We start from the raw sequence: 18,241 nt of genomic DNA, 5'->3' as shown, positions 1-18,241 counted from the left end.
GATCCGGACCGGCGAGACCGACAGCGACGCACTCTGAAAGCTGCGGCCGCAGCGCGCAGCAAGGGCACCACAGGCCGCCGCAGCAAGTCAGCTCAGGGGGGCAGTTATCTTCTCCCCTCCCCCCGCGAAGCGGTGGGGAGGGGTCGGGGGTGGGGGGTCTATCAGCCGGAACCGCTGCTTCAGTGAACGCCGCGCCACCCCCGACCCCCGACCCCTCCCCACCACGCGCGATGCGCGTGGTGGGGAGGGGAGATTACGACCGCATCTCGCTTCAAAATCGCTCACCTAACAATGGCATCACTCGCGCTATCGGGATACCTTTTTGCTGCTCGCCTTGTGAGCAAGATTATGTCCGGACTCTGTCATGCCAGCGTTTTAGGCGCCCATGGCCAGAATTTAGGCGCGGCCGAATAGCACGGGTCGGACCGGTCAGCCAGAAGCACGAAAAGGCGCGCGTTCATAGCCCGTTAGGGTGCGCGGCCGATCTGGCACGGCATTTGATTCTAAGGCTCGTGGCTGTGCCCGCGTAGTGAACTTCTCCGCGTGGTGAACCTCAGTCGATACGTCCGGTCGAGTCTGGATCGGGCCAAGCGGGGATAGGACCCATGAAAATCGTTATGGCGATCATAAAGCCATTCAAGCTCGAAGAAGTCCGTGACGCCCTGACCGCCATTGGCGTTCATGGTCTCACGGTGACGGAAGTCAAGGGATATGGTCGCCAGAAGGGCCATACGGAAATTTATCGTGGTGCCGAATATGCGGTGAGTTTTTTGCCCAAGATCAAAATTGAGGTCGCGGTCGGCTCGGACCAGGTCGACAAGACCATCGACGCCATAACCTCCGCGGCCAAAACCGGACAGATCGGCGACGGCAAGATCTTCGTCATCAACCTCGACCACGCGGTTCGTATCCGCACCGGAGAGGCAGACGCTGCGGCCCTTTGATTTCGCGCTCAACCCAGATTCAATCAGGAGAAACATAAAATGACGTTCAAACGTCCCTACCGCGCAGGATTGGCGGCCTTCGCAGTCGGCCTGTTCGCAGCGACCGCGGCCTGCGCGGAGCCAACTGTCAACAAGGGCGATAATGCCTGGATGCTGACATCGACCGTGCTGGTGCTGTTGATGACGATCCCGGGTCTTGCCTTGTTCTACGGCGGCCTCGTCCGTTCCAAGAACATGCTGTCGGTCCTGATGCAGGTGTTTTACACCGTCTGCATCGTCACCATCCTGTGGGCGCTCTACGGCTACAGTCTCGCCTTCACCGGCGGCTCCGACTTCATCGGCGGCTTCTCGAAAGCCTTCCTGATGGGCGTGACGCCGGACTCCAAGGCGGCGACCTTCAGCGTCGACGCCAATATCACCGAGCTCGTCTACGTCTGCTTCCAGATGACCTTCGCGGCCATTACCCCGGCCCTCATCGTCGGCGCCTTCGCCGAACGCATGAAGTTCTCGGCGGTTGCGCTGTTCATCCCGCTGTGGGCGACGCTGATCTATTTCCCGATCGCGCACATGGTCTGGTACTGGGCCGGGCCGGACGCGATCTCGGATGCGGTCAAGGCGATTGCTGCGGCGGGATCCGACGCGGCCGCGAAGGCCGCCGCCGAAGCCAAGCTGGCTGAAGTCAATGCCGACGCCGGCTGGGTGTTCAAGAAGGGCGCGATCGACTTCGCCGGCGGCACCGTGGTGCATATCAACGCCGGCATCGCCGGTCTGGTCGGTGCGCTCCTGATCGGCAAGCGGGTCGGTTACGGCAAGGACCTGATGGCGCCGCACTCGCTGACCATGTCGATGATCGGCGCCTCGCTGCTCTGGGTCGGCTGGTTCGGTTTCAACGCCGGGTCCAACCTCGAAGCCAATGGCGGCGCGGCGCTCGCCATGACCAACTCCTTCGTCGCGACCGCGGCGGCGGCGCTGTCGTGGATGTTCGCGGAATGGATCGTCAAGGGCCACCCCTCGGTGCTCGGCGCCATCTCGGGCGCGGTGGCGGGACTGGTCGCGGTCACGCCCGCGGCCGGCTACGCCGGTCCGATGGGGGCGATCGTGCTCGGTCTGGTGGTCGGCGTGGTCTGCCTGTTCATGGTCACCGTGGTGAAGAACGCGCTCGGCTATGACGACTCGCTCGACGTGTTCGGCGTCCACTGCATCGGCGGCATCGTCGGCGCGCTCGGCACCGGCATCCTGGTCAATCCGGCGCTCGGCGGCTCGGGCATCATGGACTACACCACCGGCAAGATCGCCGAGTATGACTTCGCCGCGCAGATGACGTCGCAAACCTGGGGCGTCTGCACCACGCTGGTGTGGTCGGGCATCGGTTCGGCGATCCTCTACAAGGTCGTCGATGTCATCGTCGGCCTGCGTGCCAATGTCGAGACCGAACGCGAAGGCCTCGACATCACCGAGCACACCGAGCGCGCCTACAATATGTGAGTTCTCCCGGGGCGCGATCGCCTCAAGGGGGACCGCGCCCAGAACTACGGTTTGGGCACATACCCGGCAATGCCCCGACCGTCGAGGGGCTCCAGCGCAAGTTGGAGCCCCTTTCTTTTGATGCGAACCGTAATAAGTCGATGTCGTAGGGTGGGTTGAGCTCTTCGCGAAACCCACCAATTCCGCCGCTGCGATGGGTTTCGTAACCAGTTCGGACATGCGTCTGATCTGGTCACTCTATTCTACCCATCCTGCGCTTTGCGCGTGACCTTGGTCGCCATCCTGGCCTGCCAAAAGTGATACCCGCTGACCATCTGTTAACACCTCGTAAGGTGTCCAGTTCCGCCGATGGTTAATCGCGTCTTTACCTTGCCATATCTATGGTGGTCTGATCCGCTTCCGGCCGGTCTCACCTGCGATCGGCCGCCGCAACCAGTGCTGGCGCTTTAAAGTATGGCCATGACCGCTTCATCCCGCGTGCCGAAGGGCGCCGGCGCCGCCGAAAGCGAGCGCTCGCCATTCGCGCGGCTGACCGAGCTTTTGGCGCCGTACCAGCCGGGTAAGCCCTTGATTACGTTATCCCTTGGCGAACCGCAGCATCCCCTGCCCGGCTTTGTCGGCCCGGTACTCGCCAATCACATCGCCGATTTCGGCCGCTATCCCATCGCCAGGGGGATCGAGCCCTTCCGGCGGGCGGCGGCGGACTGGCTGTCCAGCCGTTTCGAGCTGCCGCGGCCGATCGATCCCGAAAGCGAAATTCTGGTGCTGAACGGCAGCCGCGAGGGACTGTTTTTCGCGGCGATTGCCGCCGCGCGCCATGTCGGGGAGCGCCGGGGTAATCCAGCGATCCTGCTGCCCAATCCGTTTTATCCGGCCTATGGCGCCGGCGCGCGCGCCGCCAACTGCGAGACGATCTATCTGCCGACCACCCTGGCCAACGGTTTTCTTCCTGACCTCGATGCCATCGATGAGGCCACGCTGGCGCGAACGGTCGCGATCTACATCGCCTCGCCGGCCAACCCGCAAGGCGCCGTCGCCTCCAAGGATTATTTCCGCCGCCTGAAGCAACTGGCCGACCGTTTCGGCTTCATGATCTTCAGCGACGAATGCTATTCTGAAATCTATACGGAGGTGGCACCGGGCAGCATGCTGGAATGCGCCGGGCCCGATTTTGCCAACGTCGTCGCCTTTCAATCGCTGTCGAAGCGCTCCAATCTGCCGGGCATGCGGGTCGGCTTTGCCGCCGGCGACCGCAAATTTCTCGGCCTGTTTCACGAACTGCGCAACGTCGCCGCGCCGCAAGTGCCGGTGCCGCTGCAGCATGTCGCGATCGCGGCCTATCATGACGAGATCCATGTCGAAGAGAACCGCCGCCTCTACCGCCTGAAGTTCGATCTGGCCGACCAGATTCTCACGGGCCGCTACGGCTATCGCCGGCCCGACGGCGGCTTCTGCGTCTGGCTCGATGTGTCGGCGCGGGGCGGCGACGAAGCGGCGACGGTGAAACTCTATCGCGATGGCGGCGTGCGCGTGGTGCCCGGAAGCTACCTCGCGCGGCAGCAGCCCGACGGCTTTAATCCCGGCGCCGGCTATATCAGGCTGGCGCTGGTGGCCGACAGCGAGACAACCGCCGAGGCGTTGCACCGGCTGGTCGAAATTCTGGGTTAATCGCAGGGCCCCCATGAGCATGCCAGCGATCGAACGCGTCCTACCCCTGGTCAGCCAGCTGCCGGCATCGATCCGCGAGGCGCTGGCGCGGCGGCTGCGCGAACTCGCGGGACTGGGCCTGATCGCATTGTCAGGGGTGGCGGCGGCGGCGCTGATGACGTGGTCGGTGCAGGATCCCAGCCTGAGCCACGCGACCTCGCGCGCGATCCGCAATATCGTCGGCTATCCCGGCTCGATCGGCGCCGATCTGTTGATGCAGATCCTCGGTCTCGGCTCGATCATGCTGATCCTGCCGGTCGCGGTGTGGGGCTGGCGCATGGTGAACCATCGCCCGTTCGACCGTGAAGCGCTGCGGATCGGGTGCTGGCTGCTTTGCACCGTGGTCTCGGCCGGATTTGCCAGCTGCTGGCCGCATGGCGGGGCGTGGCCGCTGCCGACCGGGCTCGGCGGCGTGGTCGGCGACGCCCTGCTGCACGCCCCCGCCGTGGCGTTCGGTCCGCCCGGGCTGGTCTATCGCCTCGCGCTCGGGACCATCTTCGGCGCTGCTGTGACTGCGACATTCCTGTTCGCCAGCGGCATGGGCTCACGCCCGCAGCAGGAGGACATCTCGCCGATCGAGGACGATGCGGCATTGGCGGAAGATGATGACGGCGGCTCGGTCTCGCTGGGATGGGCCTTTCACGCCGTGATGAGCGCGAAAGCGCGGCTGTGGCGGTTATTGACCCTGGCCTATGGCGCAATGGTCGCCAGCGCACCGGCCTCAGCCAAGTCTTCGTTTGAACGCCTGGAGCCAAATCTTGGCGACCGCGCGGCGTTGTCCGCGGCAGCTTCGCCCGAAGAAGATTTCGCGGTCGACGACGAAGGCGACGACCAGGACGAAATTGCCGCGAGCCCGCGGCCGCCGCGCAAGAAACCGGCCCGCGCGCCAGCGCGCAAACCATCTGCCAAGTTCGAATTGCCTCCGATTTCCGTGCTTACCGCGCCAAAGGCGTCGGATCGACAGCCGCTGAGCAAGTCGGAACTCGAGACCAATTCGCGGGCGCTGGAAGGCGTGCTTGGCGATTTCGGCGTCCGCGGCGAAATCGTCAAGGCCCATCCCGGTCCGGTGGTGACGCTGTACGAACTGGAGCCCGCGCCCGGAATCAAATCATCGCGCGTCATCGGGCTCGCCGATGACATCGCGCGTTCGATGAGCGCGCTTTCGGCGCGCGTCGCGGTGGTGCCCGGCCGCAACGCCATCGGCATCGAATTGCCGAACCCGCATCGCGAGAAGGTTTACCTGCGCGAATTGCTGGCGGTCAAGGACTACATCGAAACGGTGGCAAAGCTGCCGCTTTGTCTCGGCAAGAATATCGGTGGCGAATCCATCATCGTCGATCTGGCGCGAATGCCGCATCTTCTGATCGCCGGCACCACCGGCTCCGGCAAATCGGTCGCCATCAACACCATGATCCTCAGCCTGTTGTACCGGCTGCGCCCGGATCAGTGCCGCCTGATCATGGTCGATCCGAAGATGCTCGAGCTCTCGGTCTATGATGGCATTCCGCATCTGCTGACCCCGGTCGTGACCGATCCCAAGAAGGCCGTGGTGGCGCTGAAGTGGGCGGTGCGCGAGATGGAACAGCGCTACAAGAAGATGTCCAAGCTCGGCGTGCGCAATATCGAAGGCTATAATGCGCGCCTTTTGGAAGCAAAATCCAAAGGCGAGGACTTGACGCGGACGGTGCATACCGGCTTCGACAAGGAAACCGGCAAGGCGATCTATGAAGACGAGAAGCTCGATCTGGATCCGCTGCCCTTTATCGTCATCATCGTCGACGAGATGGCCGACCTGATGATGGTCGCCGGCAAGGATATCGAAGGCGCGGTGCAGCGGCTGGCGCAAATGGCGCGCGCCGCCGGCCTGCACGTCGTGCTGGCGACGCAACGGCCGTCGGTGGACGTCATCACCGGCACCATCAAGGCGAACTTCCCGACCCGTATCTCCTTTCAGGTCACCTCTAAAATCGACAGCCGCACCATCCTCGGCGAAATGGGCGCCGAGCAATTGCTCGGACAGGGCGACATGCTCTACATGGCCGGCGGCGGCCGCATCAGCCGTGTGCACGGCCCCTTCGTCTCGGACGAAGAGGTCGAAAAGGTGGTGCGCCATCTCAAGTCGCAAGGCGCGCCCGAATACCTCGAAGCGGTCACCGCGGAGGAGCCCGTCGACGAAGATGGCGCGGTATTCGACCAGACCGGCATGGGCAGCGGCGAGGGCGGCGGCGATTTGTTCTCGCAGGCGGTAGCGATCGTCAAGCGCGACCGCAAGGCCTCGACCAGCTACATCCAGCGGCGGCTGCAGATCGGATATAACCGCGCTGCGTCGCTGATGGAACGCATGGAACTCGAGGGCATCGTCGGACAGGCCAATCACTCCGGAAAGCGCGAGATTCTGGTCGAAGAGGAAGAAGAGAACCGCTTCTGATGCGGCGGGCGGATGGGACACGCTATCATCACGGAAAAACCATACCTGTTTCCAACGAAACCACGCTAAAATGGCCTGAGGCTTGGCGGAACCACGCATTGAACAGAAATCCGAACTATCGAATGGCCGAACATTTCGCGGCCCGCGGCATGCGCACCGCATTGGCCTTGCTGATCGCCGCGTCCGTCGTCGGCATGGCGATGCCTTGTTCCGCCCAGACCGTACCGCTGCCGAAACGCGCGCCGAAAGCCCGCGACAGCCTCCAGATGAGCGCGTCAGACCCGCAGAAGGGCCCAATCACCACCGCGGCCAATCCGGCATCGGCGCCGGATCCGGTGATTCCCGATCCGCACCGCAATGTTCCGGCCAATATCTTTGCAACCTTCGATGCGAACCAGAAGGCGCAAGCCGCCAAGGTGAGTTCGTATCTTTCGTCGCTGCAGACGCTGGTCGGAAATTTTGTCCAGGTCGGACCCGACGGCACCAAGACCAAGGGCGATTTCTACATCCAGAAACCCGGCAAGGTGCGTTTCGAATATGATCCGCCAAGTCCGATCGACCTTATCGCCGACGGATCGACACTGGCGGTACGCGACCGCGTGCTTGCGACCCAGGACATCTATCCGCTGTCGCAGACGCCGCTGCGCTATCTGCTGTCGGACCGCATCGATCTGTTGAAAGACACCAATGTTGTCAGCGTGACGGCCGATGACCTCTTCATCAGCGTCACCATCGAGGAAAAGCAGGCTTTGATCGGCACCAGCCGCCTGATGCTGATGGTCGGTGCCAAGGACGGGCAGCTCAAACAATGGACGGTGACCGATCCGCAAGGCTACGACACCACGGTCGCAGTCTACAATCTGGATTCCTCCAGGAAACTCGATCCCGGCCTGTTCAAGATCGACTTCACCAACTACGGAAGGCCGCCGGGCTGAAGACCCTTATCCGCCAGAGCTGATTTTGCTTTCCTCATCCCGAGGCCCGCGCGTTTCGCCCCCGTCTTGAAGATGGCCGCATACAGGCTCATCCTTGAAAGCGCGGCCAGGTGGCCGCTTCCTGCAGGACGAAGCGTGTCATTTACGTCCTTGCCCTGATACATCAGCCCGATGCGCCTTGCCCTGACGACATGGAACATCAATTCGGTGCGCCTGCGCATCGACCTGGTCGCCAAGTTCCTCAAATCGGTGCGGCCGGATGTGCTGTGCCTGCAGGAAACCAAATGCATCGACGATGCATTTCCGCTGAAGCGTTTCCGGCGCCTCGGTTATGCGTACGCGGCGTTGAACGGGCAGAAAGGTTACCACGGCGTCGCGGTGATCTCGAAACTGCCGTTCGAGCGCACGGGTATTCGCGTCTTCTGCGACAAGATCGATTCGCGGCATATCTCGGTCGAGTTCGGCGACAAGGCGCAGCTGTCGAAGCCGCTGGTGCTGCATAATTTCTATGTTCCGGCCGGCGGCGACATTCCCGATCCCGCGCTCAATCCGAAATTCGAACACAAGCTCCGATTCCTCGACGAAATGAAAGCCTGCGAACCGTTACATCCGCGCGGCGATGACCGCCATGTCCTGGTCGGCGATCTCAATGTCGCGCCTCATGAAAACGACGTGTGGTCGCACAAGCAATTGCTGAAGGTAGTGTCGCATACCCCGATCGAATGCGAGAAGCTGCTGGCGGCGCAGGCGCGTGGCGACTGGATCGATGTGGCGCGGCAGCGCGTTCCGTTGTCGGAAAAGGTCTATACTTGGTGGAGCTACCGCGCCGCCGACTGGACGCTGGCCGATCGCGGCCGCCGTCTTGATCATATCTGGATTTCCCGCGCGCTCCATGAATGTGTCAGCGATTTCCGGATCACCCGGGATGCGCGCGGCTGGGAACGGCCGTCCGACCACGTTCCGGTGACGGTAACGCTGGAAATATGATCAGAGAATGCTGAGTTTGGCGCCTGCAATCAGGAGATCGCCGGCGATCTGGCTGGTGCGGGTGGCGAATTCCTCGCGGAGCCGGTTCGCCGCGTCGGGATCGCTTTCCAGCACGCGCTGAAACAGGCTGCGCGCGATGCGAATCACCGCGGAAGGCTCCAATGCGACCGCGCTGGACGGCCGCCGCATCGCGACGATCAAAGCAAGTTCCCCGATCAACGCGCCCGGTCCCGCGATTATTTCGGCGCTCCCGCCGTCCTCGACCCGGAACCTGCCGCGCTGAACGATAAATCCCGCATCGGCAGCGTCGCCGGCGTGGAACAAAAAGTCGCCGCGCGCGAGATTGCGCTGCTCGGAGCCGATTGCCAGCATGCGAAGCGATGCTGTCCCCAACAACTGCAGTATCGGGACGTGCGCCAGCAGGGCAATATCATCTTCGATCGACATGCCGGACCGGATGATCGGAAGCGTGGACGAAGCGACTAAGTGACGATCGGCGCTGCAACCGTATCATGGCACCAGCTTGTAGCCGCCGGCTTCCGTCACCAGTATTTCGGGGTTGGCCGCGTCTTTCTCAATCTTCTGACGCAACCGATAAATGTGAGTTTCCAGGGTATGGGTGGTGACGCCCGAATTGTAACCCCATACTTCCTGCAGCAGCGTCTCGCGCGACACCGGCAGCTGGCCCGCGCGGTACAGAAATCGAAGGATCGCGGTTTCCTTTTCGGTCAGGCGTACTTTCCGCGCGTTGGCCCCGGTCAGCATCTTGGAACCGGGCCGAAAACTGTAAGGACCGACGGAAAAAACCGCGTCCTCGCTGGCTTCATGCTGGCGCAGCTGCGCCCGGATCCGCGCCAGCAGTACCGCGAAGCGGAACGGTTTTGCCACGTAGTCATTGGCGCCGGATTCCAGCCCCAGAATGGTGTCCGAATCGGTATCGTGTCCGGTCAGCATGATGATCGGAGCCTTGAAGCCGCCCTTGCGCAACGAGCGAACGACTTCGCGGCCGTCGGTATCCGGCAAGCCAACATCCATCAGCACGAGGTCGGGGGCATTGGTCTTGGCGGCGCTGGCCCCCTTGGCGCCGGTATCCACGGCGGAGGCCTCGAACTCATCGTGCAGCGATAATTGCTCCACCAGCGTATCGCGCAGATCGGTATCGTCATCCACGATCAGGATCTTGCGGGCATTGGCCATAGGTACAATTCCTCTTGGGGCTAACGGTGCAGGCAGAATCGCCTTCAACCTTGCCTCTGGTGGTAAAGTCCGGTTTCGTCAGGTCACGATCAGGCTTGAGGTAGGGAACTGTTGCACATTCACAAGCCGGGAACCAGTCTAACCCAGAATTGCCGGGCATTCAGATGAATGTCCTGTAATGGCTCAAATAGAGCCTTTGGCGGCGGCCTGGCCATCCCGGGGTTGGCGCATCATATGGAACTGCAAGGTATTTCAATATCTTATGAAGGGACTGCGGCGGACCGGCCGTTTGCGTTGGTGAGGATTCGCCGCGCCGCCGGCAATCCGAGCCGGGGTTGGCTGACCGCGGGCGGACAAAGTGTGCCGATCGCGCTGGGCCGCGGCGGCATCAGGGCCAACAAGCGCGAGGGCGATGGCGGGACCCCAAAAGGCACCTTCCGGCCGAGGCAATTGTGGTGGCGCGCCGACCGCTACCCGCGACCGCGGACTTCGTTGCCGGCTCGCGCCATCTCCCCGCAAGACGCTTGGTGCGAAGATCCGGCAAGCCGTCATTATAACCAGCCGGTTCGGCTTGATCGCTCGCGCGGCGGTGACCGGCTGACGCGCGACGACCGCCTCTACGATTTCATTGTCGAGATCGATCACAATTGCATCCCGCGCATCGCCGGCCGCGGCAGCGCCGTCTTCCTGCATCTGGCGCGCGACCATTTTGGGCCGACTGCCGGCTGCGTTTCGATGACGAAATCGGCCATGCTGCGATTGCTGCGCCGGCTGGGACCGCGGACCAGGATCGTGATCGGATGAGAGCAGCCTCGGGTCTTCGCCGTTGTGGCGATGCAGAGGAGGCAAGCGAATGGCGCGACAGGAGACCGGGCATGCTCAACAAAGATCAGATCACGGCCGCGGCGCAGACCCTGCACGATCATTGGCGCGCCGGAGCACAGCTTTCGCTTGGCCGGACGACGACGTCGTGGCCTCTACCGCGTCCCGAAAATCGCGGTGCCGACCCGGATATGGGTGGCGCCGAACCGGATCGCGATGGCGAAGTCGGCGCTCATGCCCATCGACAGGTTGGCAAGCCGGTTGCGCGCGGCGATCTTTGCGGTCAGCGCGAAATGCGGCGCCGGCGCGTCGTTGACGGGGGGAATGCACATCAGGCCGGAAATCGGTAAACCATATTTCTCGCGGCAGCTCGCTATGAAGGCGTCGGCTTCATCGGGCGCGACGCCGGCCTTCTGCGGCTCCTCGCCGGTATTGAGCTGCACGAATAATTGGGGATTTCGCTTTTGAACGGCGATCTCCTTGGCTAATGCTTCGCAAATGCTCGGACGGTCGACCGAATGGATGGCGCCGAACAGCGCCACGGCTTCGCGCGCCTTGTTGGATTGCAGCGGCCCGATCAGATGCAGCGCGATACCGGGGTGGGCCGACATCAACGCCGGCCACTTCGCTTTGGCTTCCTGAACGCGATTTTCCCCGAATATGCGCTGTCCAGCCGCGATCACGGGCGAAATAGCCCCGGCATCGAAAGTCTTCGATACCGCGATCAGGGCGACTTCAGCACGATCCCGGCGCGCTTCCTTGCAGGCGCGCGCGATCTCCTGCTCCACACTGGCAAGCCCGAAAGGCGCTGATATCGGCGACGGATTTTGCGGAGTCATTTCATCCCTTGGGTAAATCTACGCAGTAATTTGATTTTTACCTAGTTCGAGAACGGCTTCTTGAGCTCTTCTCTTTAGCGTGAATATGGGTCGGGGACACATATGTTGCGCGCCAGTTTCAATCGCAAGAGAGTGAAACTCTTGCAGCTTCGGGGCATCCGCGCCCGGCTTGCTTTGCTGGCGCTGATCGTGGTGGCTCCGCTGATGCTGGAACGCGTCCGTTCGCTCGAGGACACCCGCCGCAAGGAGATCGCGGCCGCGTCCGTCGAATTTGCCCACATCACACAGCACAGCGCACAGGCCCAGCGGGAAATCATCTCTTCGGTCGAGACGATGATAAAATCGGCGGCTTATATCAGAGCTTCGGGGGGCGGCATCGGCCGCAGCTGCGATATGCTGCGCGCAAGCCTGCAGGTCGATCTGCCCTGGATCAAAAGCCTGTCGTTTGTCGCCGGCGACGGCAGGGTCGAGTGCTCTACATTATCGAGCCTGGTCGGCGTCGATCTCGGCGACCGCGGCTACTTCAAGAAGGCGCTGGAAAGCAACGGTTTCGTCTTCAGCGATTATCTGTTCGGCCGGGGCGTGCGCGAGCCGATCATGACTGCGGCCTATCCGGTATCTGCGATCGCCGCCCGCGAGGAGGCCGTCATCGTCGCCGGGATCAATCTCGACTGGATGTCGAAGATGATGGACGATCTCGGCGGCCGACCCGGCGTGTCAGCCGTACTGATCGACAGCGAGGCGACGGTTCTCGCCGCGCCGTGGGATCAGGCCGGCATGATCGGCCGTACGCTGGAGAACCCGCCGCTGCTGGCGGCCATTGCCGACCAGGAAGATGGCTCGGACGGCGCGCAGGGATCGGTTTCGTTCATCGACGCCGATGGCTCACGACGCGCGGTGAACTTCACCCGCATTCCCGGGACCGGATCGCGCCTGATCATCAGCGTCGACGAAGCAAGGTTTGCCGCCAGTGCCGATCGCGAGATTCACACCGCCTATCTGCAACTGGCGTTCGTCTGCCTGTTCGTGCTGCTCGGCGCGTTGGTCGCCGCGGAGAAGATCGTAATCAAGCCGATCAGGGTAATGGCCGCGATGGCAAAACGCTTTGGCCAGGGCGACTGGTCGGCGCGCGTGGCGCGCAAGGCGCTGCCGGCTGAATTTCTACCATTGGCCCGCGCTTTCAACGCCATGGCGGCGCAGCTTGGCCAGCGCGAGCGCGAACTCCTCGCCAGCAACGACCGGCTGACCGTGATGGCTTCGATCGACGTGCTGACTGGCCTCGCCAACCGACGCGGATTCCAGAGCCGGCTCGACTTCGAATGGATGAAGGCCCAGCAATACGGCAACGAACTGTCGCTCCTGATGATCGACGTCGATCATTTCAAGCTGTTCAACGACACCTATGGCCATCCCGAGGGCGATGCCTGCCTCTCCAGGCTCGGCGAAACGCTGGCCGCCATTGCCGCCGAGAGCATGGGTTTTGCCGGGCGCTATGGCGGCGAGGAATTTTGTCTGTTGCTGCCGAACGCAAACCCGGCGCGGGCGCTGGAAATCGGTGAGCGGCTGCGCGCGGCGGTCGAGAGCCTCGCCATGCCCCACGCCACGTCCAGCCATCGGATCGTCACCATCAGCATCGGGGTCGCCACCACCAGACCGAACGACGACCAGCGGCCGGGCGACCTGATCGAGGCCGCCGACGCCGCGCTTTATGCCGCCAAACATCGCGGCCGAAATGCGGTGGTGGAGCACGGATTGGTGCGAGCGACCGAAGGCGGTATCGCGCTGGCGGGGTGAGGCGGCGGCACCCATTTTGATGGCCGAGGCGTTGACCCGTCGCGGTCTTTTGTGGCCTAGTCCGCCGTCCTTTAACGGCCCGAATCCCGCAAAAAGCCCTCAAGATTCCATGACCTCCGATCGCTACAACGCACGTGAAGCCGAGCCGCGCTGGCAGCGCCAGTGGGATGAAAAGGCGATCTTCGCCGCCAAAAACGACGACGCCAGGCCGAAATATTACGTGCTCGAGATGTTCCCCTATCCGTCGGGGCGCGTCCATATGGGCCACGTCCGCAACTACACCATGGGCGACGTGCTGGCGCGCTTCATGCGCGCCAAGGGCTTTAACGTGCTGCATCCTATGGGTTGGGACGCGTTCGGGCTGCCCGCCGAAAATGCAGCGATCGAACGCAAGGTCGCGCCGAAGGCCTGGACCTACGACAACATCGCCGCCATGAAGAAGCAGCTCCGGACCATGGGACTTTCACTGGACTGGGCACGCGAATTCGCGACCTGCGATCCCAGCTATTACAAGCATCAGCAGAAGCTGTTCAACGATTTTCTGCGCGCCGGGCTCGCCGAGCGTGAACAGCGCAAGCTCAACTGGGACCCCGTCGATATGACCGTGCTCGCCAACGAGCAGGTGATCGACGGCCGCGGCTGGCGTTCCGGCGCGCTGGTCGAACAGCGCGAGATGAGCCAGTGGGTGTTCAAGATCACCCGATATGCGCAGGAACTACTGGACGCACTGGACACGCTGGATCGCTGGCCCGACAAGGTGCGGCTGATGCAGCGCAACTGGATCGGCCGCTCCGAAGGGCTTTTGGTGCGCTTTGCGCTCGATCCCGCCACCACACCTGCGGGCGAGACCGAGCTGAAGGTTTTTACCACCCGGCATGACACGCTGTTCGGCGCCAAGTTCATGGCGATCGCGGCGGACCATCCGCTGGCGCAGGCGGCGGCTTCGAAGCATCCAAAACTCGCCGAGTTCATCGCGGACGCCAAGCGTCATGGCACCGCGCAGGAAATCATCGATACCGCCGAGAAACTGGGATACGATACCGGCATCAAGGCGATCCATCCGTTCGATCCCTCCTGGAAGCTGCCGGTCTATGTCGCCAATTTCGTTTTGATGGAATACGGCACAGGCGCGATCTTCGGCTGCCCCGCGCACGACCAGCGCGACCTCGAGTTTGCAAATAAATATCGTCTCGGCAATACGCCGGTGGTGTGCCCCGAGGGCCAGGACCCCAAGACCTTCGTCATCACCGACACCGCCTATGACGGCGACGGCCGCATGATCAATTCGCGCTTCCTCGACGGCATGACGATCGCGCAAGCCAAGGAAGAGGTCGCAAAACGGCTGGAGCGGGAGCTGCGCGGCGACGCGCCGGTCGGCCAGCGCCAGGTGAATTTCCGGCTGCGCGACTGGGGCATCTCGCGCCAGCGCTATTGGGGCTGCCCGATTCCGGTGATCCACTGCCCGAAATGCAATGTCGTGCCGGTGCCCGACCAGGACCTGCCGGTGGTGCTGCCGGAGGATGTGACCTTCGACAGACCGGGTAACGCACTCGATCATCACCCGACCTGGAAGCACGTCACTTGCCCGAAATGCGGCGGCAACGCCACGCGCGAAACCGACACCATGGATACGTTTGTCGACTCGTCGTGGTACTTCGCGCGGTTTACTGACCCGTGGAACGACAACGCGCCGACCACACCAGCGGTTGCGAACCGGATGCTGCCAGTCGACCAGTATATTGGTGGCGTCGAGCACGCAATCCTGCATCTGTTGTACAGCCGCTTCTTCACTCGCGCGATGAAAGTGACCGGCCATATCGGCATGGATGAACCGTTCGCCGGCATGTTCACGCAGGGCATGGTGGTGCACGAGACCTACCAAAAGGCTGACGGCACTTACGTCACGCCGGCCGAGGTCAGGATCGAGGTCGGCGCCAACGGCCGTCGCGCGAGCCTGATCGATACCGGCGAAGAGGTAACGATCGGCGCAATCGAGAAGATGTCGAAGTCGAAGCGCAATACCGTCGATCCCGACGACATCATTGCAAGTTATGGCGCCGACGTCGCGCGCTGGTTCATGCTGTCGGATTCGCCGCCGGATCGCGATGTGATCTGGAGCGACGAGCGGGTGCAGGGCGCCTCGCGCTTCGTGCAGCGGCTGTGGCGGCTGGTCAACCTATCCGCCGAAATGGCCGGCACGGCACGCGGCGCGCGGCCGGCCGTGTTCGGTCCCGAGGCGCTGGCGCTGCGCAAGGCGGCGCATGGGGCGCTCGACAAGGTCTCGACCGGCATCGAGAGGCTGCATTTCAACGTCTGCCTCGCCTATATCCGGGAATTTGCCAATGCGGTGGCTGAGGTGCTGGCGCGCGAGGAAAAGCCGTCGCCAGACCTGCAATGGGCGGTCTGGGAGGCCGTGGTCATGCTGGTGCAGCTGTTCGCGCCCATGATGCCGCATCTGGCCGAGGAGTGCTGGCAGGTGCTGGGACAATCCGGCCTGGTTTCGGAGGCCGATTGGCCCCAAATCGAACGCGATTTGCTGGTTGAAGACACGGTGTCGCTGGTGGTCCAGGTCAACGGCAAGAAACGGGGCGAGGTCGCGGTGGCCCGCAATGCCCAGAAATCTGAAATTGAGGCTGCCGTTTTGGCCCTCGATGCGGTAAAACAGGCGCTGGGCGGTAACGCCGTCCGTAAGGTGATTATAGTTCCCATGAGGATCGTGAATGTCGTTGGCTAACACCCGCATCGCCGCCCGGTGGCTCGCCGTGTTCGTCCTCGCGGTTCTGACCGCCGGCTGCTTTCAGCCGATGTATGCCGAACATACCGATGGCACGCCCGGCCTGCGCGAAAAGCTGATGGGGGTGGAGATTCCGCCGATCGACAAGCCGAACGCTTCGCAGGAAGCGCGGATGGGGGTCGAAATCCGCAATGCGCTGGCCTTCAAACTCTACGGCACCGCCACCGGCATGCCGCCGACCCATCGGCTGGTGCTGCGGTTCACGACGTCGCGTTCCTCCCTGCTCACCAGCATCACCACCGGACTGCCGACGAGCGAGGATGTCGGCATCGATGCGCAATATAATCTGATCGAGATTGCTACCAACAAATCGGTCATGACCGGCACCACCTTCTCGCGCGTGTCCTATGACCTGCCCGGCAGCTACCAGCGCTTCGCCCGTAACCGTGCCTTCCACGACGCCGAGGATCGCGCCGCCGCGGAAATCGCCGAGAACATCCAGACCCGGCTGGCGTCGTTCTTCGTCGCTGGAACGTGATGACAAAGGTCATTCCGGGGCACGCGTTTGCGCAAATCGGCAATCTGATTCTGGGTTCGCGCTGGCGCGCGCCCCGGAATGACGACAGCTAGTCCTGCTCGTGGTCGCGCTGCGCGGAAGAGAAATCGACGCCTTTCTGGCCCGGCCCGATCCGGGCCGCCCGATCATCCTGCTCTACGGTCCCGATGCCGGCCTGGTCCGCGAGCGCGCCGATGCGCTGATGGCGTCCGCGGTCGACGATCCCAGCGATCCGTTTTCCGTGGTCCGGCTCGATGGCGACGAGCTTGCCGCCGAGCCGTCGCGGCTGGTCGATGAAGCCATGACCATACCGCTGTTCGGCGGCCGCCGCGCCATCCGGGTCCGCGCCGGTTCGCGCAGTTTTGCCTCGGGCGTCGACACGCTGGCGGAATCGCCGCTGCAGGATTGCCGCATCGTGATCGAGGCCGGCGAGCTCAGGCCGGAATCGCCGCTGCGCAAGGCCTGCGAGCGAGCCAGGACGGCGGTCGCGATCGGCTGCTATCCCGACGGCGAGCGCGATCTGGCCCGTGTGATCGACGACGAGCTGCGGGTCTCGAATTTGCGCATCGCGCCGGACGCCCGCGCGGCGCTGACGGCCCTGCTCGGCGGCGATCGCCAGGCCTCGCGCAACGAGCTGCGCAAGCTCGCGCTTTACGCCCACGGCGAGGCCGAAGTCACGCTCGACGATGTGATGGCGGTGGTCTCGGATGCTTCAGAGCTGAAGATCGATCCGATCGTGGACGGCGCGTTCGCCGGAAAGCCCGAACTGGTCGAGACGGAATTTGCCAAGGCCGTGATCGCCGGCACCTATCCCGGAATGATTATCTCCGCCGCGCAGCGTCAGGCGGCTTGGCTGCACAAATCGGCGCTCGCGGTCGCCGAGGGAACGCCGGTGTCGACTTTGCTCGACAGCGGATTTCCGCGCTTGCATTTTTCGCGGAAAGGCAATGTCGAAACCGCGCTGCGCAATTTCAATGCCGCGCGATTGTTGGCGGTCATCGAGCAGCTCGCCGCGGCCGCGCTGGAGATGCGCAAGCAGGCGCCACTCGCCAGCGCGATCGCGCAGCGTGCGCTGTTGTCGATCGCGGTGAATGCGAAGCGGCGGGGGTGAGCCGCGGAAAGCACGTCCCCTCTCGCTCGCGCGCCTGGCGAATTGGCTCCCCACCCGCTGCCCGTAACCATCAGAATTTGCGGTTGAAACCAGGAGATTTGCGCAAGAATCGCGAGTGGCGGGAATTAGAGACTGCCGAAAATGCCGCCGTCATTGCGAGCCACCGGCTCGGCGCAAGGCGCCGTCCGGCGAGCGAAGCAATCCACAGCCGCGTACGCCGGCGATGGATTGCTTCGTCGCAAGGGCTCCTCGCAATGACGGTGGAAAATCCTGGGGATCAGGCTTGGCGACGCGCGCGAGCGCGCGGCTCCCACGATGATGTAGTAGCTGAAGTGATTCAACAGTCATTGGGTTCGTAACGTCATCATCGCCGGCCTGGCCGGCGTGGACCCCGTCATCGGGATGACAAGAAAACTCGCCTCGGCGATGTCAACTACCCTTGTGCAGCCTGCGTACGATCTCGTCGAGCTGTTCGAGCTCGCGGTAGCGGATCTGCACGGTGCCGCCGGGATCGCGATGATCGATGTTGACGGCCAGGCCGAGCGCGTCAGAGATCCGCTTTTCCAGCGCCGCCGTATCGGGATCCTTGAACTTGCCGCCGCGCGGCTTCTGGGACTTGCGAACCGGCACGCCCTCGACATGCGCCAGCGCCTCGGCCTGGCGCACGTTGAGGCCTTCCTCGACGATACGTTTGGCGCTGGC

The 18,241-nt window shown here is 63.1% G+C and carries 14 protein-coding genes and 1 pseudogene; 11 read left to right on the top strand and 4 right to left on the bottom strand.

What is annotated here, in order from left to right:
• Positions 1-605: 605 nt before the first annotated feature.
• The 6 genes from ABSG20_RS11135 to ABSG20_RS11110 all read left to right on the top strand — a co-directional run bounded on the left by ABSG20_RS11135 (position 606) and on the right by ABSG20_RS11110 (position 8,486).
• A complete protein-coding gene (locus ABSG20_RS11135) occupies positions 606-944 on the top strand; it encodes a P-II family nitrogen regulator (protein ID WP_423864556.1) in 339 nt (112 codons plus the stop codon).
• Between the two features lie 39 nt (positions 945-983).
• Positions 984-2,429: an ammonium transporter gene (locus ABSG20_RS11130; RefSeq protein WP_423864555.1), complete on the top strand. Its 1,446-nt coding sequence runs from the start codon at positions 984-986 to the stop codon at positions 2,427-2,429.
• A gap of 453 nt (positions 2,430-2,882) precedes the next feature.
• On the top strand, positions 2,883-4,097 hold the full coding sequence (locus ABSG20_RS11125) for an aminotransferase class I/II-fold pyridoxal phosphate-dependent enzyme (protein ID WP_423864554.1): 1,215 nt from the start codon (positions 2,883-2,885) through the stop codon (positions 4,095-4,097).
• A 13-nt stretch (positions 4,098-4,110) separates the two neighbouring features.
• Positions 4,111-6,564, top strand: coding sequence for a DNA translocase FtsK (locus tag ABSG20_RS11120; protein ID WP_423864553.1), 2,454 nt, complete (start codon positions 4,111-4,113; stop codon positions 6,562-6,564).
• 122 nt (positions 6,565-6,686) lie between these two features.
• Positions 6,687-7,499 (top strand): outer membrane lipoprotein carrier protein LolA, encoded by an 813-nt coding sequence (locus tag ABSG20_RS11115; RefSeq protein ID WP_423864552.1) that lies wholly within the window; start codon positions 6,687-6,689, stop codon positions 7,497-7,499.
• 171 nt (positions 7,500-7,670) lie between these two features.
• Positions 7,671-8,486: an exodeoxyribonuclease III gene (locus tag ABSG20_RS11110; protein ID WP_423864551.1), complete on the top strand. Its 816-nt coding sequence runs from the start codon at positions 7,671-7,673 to the stop codon at positions 8,484-8,486.
• On the opposite strand, the gene ABSG20_RS11105 is transcribed toward ABSG20_RS11110, so the two are convergent.
• Both ABSG20_RS11105 and ABSG20_RS11100 read right to left on the bottom strand, forming a co-directional pair.
• Positions 8,487-8,933: a cyclic nucleotide-binding domain-containing protein gene (locus ABSG20_RS11105; protein ID WP_423864550.1), complete on the bottom strand. Its 447-nt coding sequence runs from the start codon at positions 8,931-8,933 to the stop codon at positions 8,487-8,489.
• Positions 8,934-8,996: 63 nt separating this feature from the next.
• Positions 8,997-9,683 (bottom strand): response regulator transcription factor, encoded by a 687-nt coding sequence (locus ABSG20_RS11100; protein ID WP_079606640.1) that lies wholly within the window; start codon positions 9,681-9,683, stop codon positions 8,997-8,999.
• A 234-nt stretch (positions 9,684-9,917) separates the two neighbouring features.
• On the opposite strand from ABSG20_RS11100, the gene ABSG20_RS11095 reads away from it, so the two are divergent.
• Complete coding sequence (locus ABSG20_RS11095) at positions 9,918-10,487, top strand: L,D-transpeptidase family protein (protein WP_423864549.1); 570 nt, start codon at positions 9,918-9,920, stop codon at positions 10,485-10,487.
• Between the two features lie 173 nt (positions 10,488-10,660).
• On the opposite strand, the gene ABSG20_RS11090 is transcribed toward ABSG20_RS11095, so the two are convergent.
• Positions 10,661-11,344 carry a YggS family pyridoxal phosphate-dependent enzyme gene (locus tag ABSG20_RS11090; protein ID WP_423864548.1) on the bottom strand — a complete coding sequence of 228 codons (684 nt, stop codon included), beginning with the start codon at positions 11,342-11,344 and terminating at the stop codon, positions 10,661-10,663.
• 102 nt (positions 11,345-11,446) lie between these two features.
• Here ABSG20_RS11090 and ABSG20_RS11085 point away from each other — a divergent pair, with 102 nt between their 5' ends.
• From ABSG20_RS11085 to holA, 4 genes are all read left to right on the top strand, one after another.
• Positions 11,447-13,138, top strand: a complete 1,692-nt coding sequence (locus ABSG20_RS11085) for a diguanylate cyclase domain-containing protein (protein WP_423864547.1) — start codon at positions 11,447-11,449, stop codon at positions 13,136-13,138.
• Positions 13,139-13,247: 109 nt separating this feature from the next.
• The gene (gene leuS / locus ABSG20_RS11080) at positions 13,248-15,872 is read left to right on the top strand and encodes a leucine--tRNA ligase (RefSeq protein ID WP_423864546.1); all 2,625 of its coding nucleotides are present in this window, start codon (positions 13,248-13,250) and stop codon (positions 15,870-15,872) included.
• Positions 15,859-16,410, top strand: a complete 552-nt coding sequence (gene lptE, locus ABSG20_RS11075; protein WP_423864545.1) for an LPS assembly lipoprotein LptE — start codon at positions 15,859-15,861, stop codon at positions 16,408-16,410. The genes leuS and lptE overlap by 14 nt, the downstream gene beginning before the upstream one ends.
• A 100-nt stretch (positions 16,411-16,510) precedes the next feature.
• The gene (holA, locus tag ABSG20_RS11070; RefSeq protein WP_423864544.1) at positions 16,511-17,539 is read left to right on the top strand and encodes a DNA polymerase III subunit delta; all 1,029 of its coding nucleotides are present in this window, start codon (positions 16,511-16,513) and stop codon (positions 17,537-17,539) included.
• 429 nt (positions 17,540-17,968) lie between these two features.
• Here the strand turns inward: holA and ABSG20_RS11065 are convergent.
• Positions 17,969-18,241: pseudogene (locus ABSG20_RS11065) on the bottom strand (ParB/RepB/Spo0J family partition protein); the annotation flags it as partial.

Origin of the sequence: Bradyrhizobium sp. (assembly GCF_049512235.1) — a bacterium.
Lineage (GTDB): Bacteria > Pseudomonadota > Alphaproteobacteria > Rhizobiales > Xanthobacteraceae > Bradyrhizobium.
This window is presented reverse-complemented; position numbering and strand designations above follow the sequence as displayed.

Excerpts from the sequence above, each read along its gene's own strand:
- ABSG20_RS11135 (WP_423864556.1), top strand. The coding sequence starts at position 606 with ATGAAAATCGTTATGGCGATCATAAAGCCATTCAAGCTCGAAGAAGTC.
- ABSG20_RS11130 (WP_423864555.1), top strand. The coding sequence starts at position 984 with ATGACGTTCAAACGTCCCTACCGCGCAGGATTGGCGGCCTTCGCAGTC.
- ABSG20_RS11125 (WP_423864554.1), top strand. The coding sequence starts at position 2,883 with ATGGCCATGACCGCTTCATCCCGCGTGCCGAAGGGCGCCGGCGCCGCC.
- ABSG20_RS11120 (WP_423864553.1), top strand. The coding sequence starts at position 4,111 with ATGAGCATGCCAGCGATCGAACGCGTCCTACCCCTGGTCAGCCAGCTG.
- ABSG20_RS11115 (WP_423864552.1), top strand. The coding sequence starts at position 6,687 with ATGGCCGAACATTTCGCGGCCCGCGGCATGCGCACCGCATTGGCCTTG.
- ABSG20_RS11110 (WP_423864551.1), top strand. The coding sequence starts at position 7,671 with ATGCGCCTTGCCCTGACGACATGGAACATCAATTCGGTGCGCCTGCGC.
- ABSG20_RS11105 (WP_423864550.1), bottom strand. The coding sequence starts at position 8,933 with ATGTCGATCGAAGATGATATTGCCCTGCTGGCGCACGTCCCGATACTG.
- ABSG20_RS11100 (WP_079606640.1), bottom strand. The coding sequence starts at position 9,683 with ATGGCCAATGCCCGCAAGATCCTGATCGTGGATGACGATACCGATCTG.
- ABSG20_RS11095 (WP_423864549.1), top strand. The coding sequence starts at position 9,918 with ATGGAACTGCAAGGTATTTCAATATCTTATGAAGGGACTGCGGCGGAC.
- ABSG20_RS11090 (WP_423864548.1), bottom strand. The coding sequence starts at position 11,344 with ATGACTCCGCAAAATCCGTCGCCGATATCAGCGCCTTTCGGGCTTGCC.
- ABSG20_RS11085 (WP_423864547.1), top strand. The coding sequence starts at position 11,447 with ATGTTGCGCGCCAGTTTCAATCGCAAGAGAGTGAAACTCTTGCAGCTT.
- leuS (WP_423864546.1), top strand. The coding sequence starts at position 13,248 with ATGACCTCCGATCGCTACAACGCACGTGAAGCCGAGCCGCGCTGGCAG.
- lptE (WP_423864545.1), top strand. The coding sequence starts at position 15,859 with ATGTCGTTGGCTAACACCCGCATCGCCGCCCGGTGGCTCGCCGTGTTC.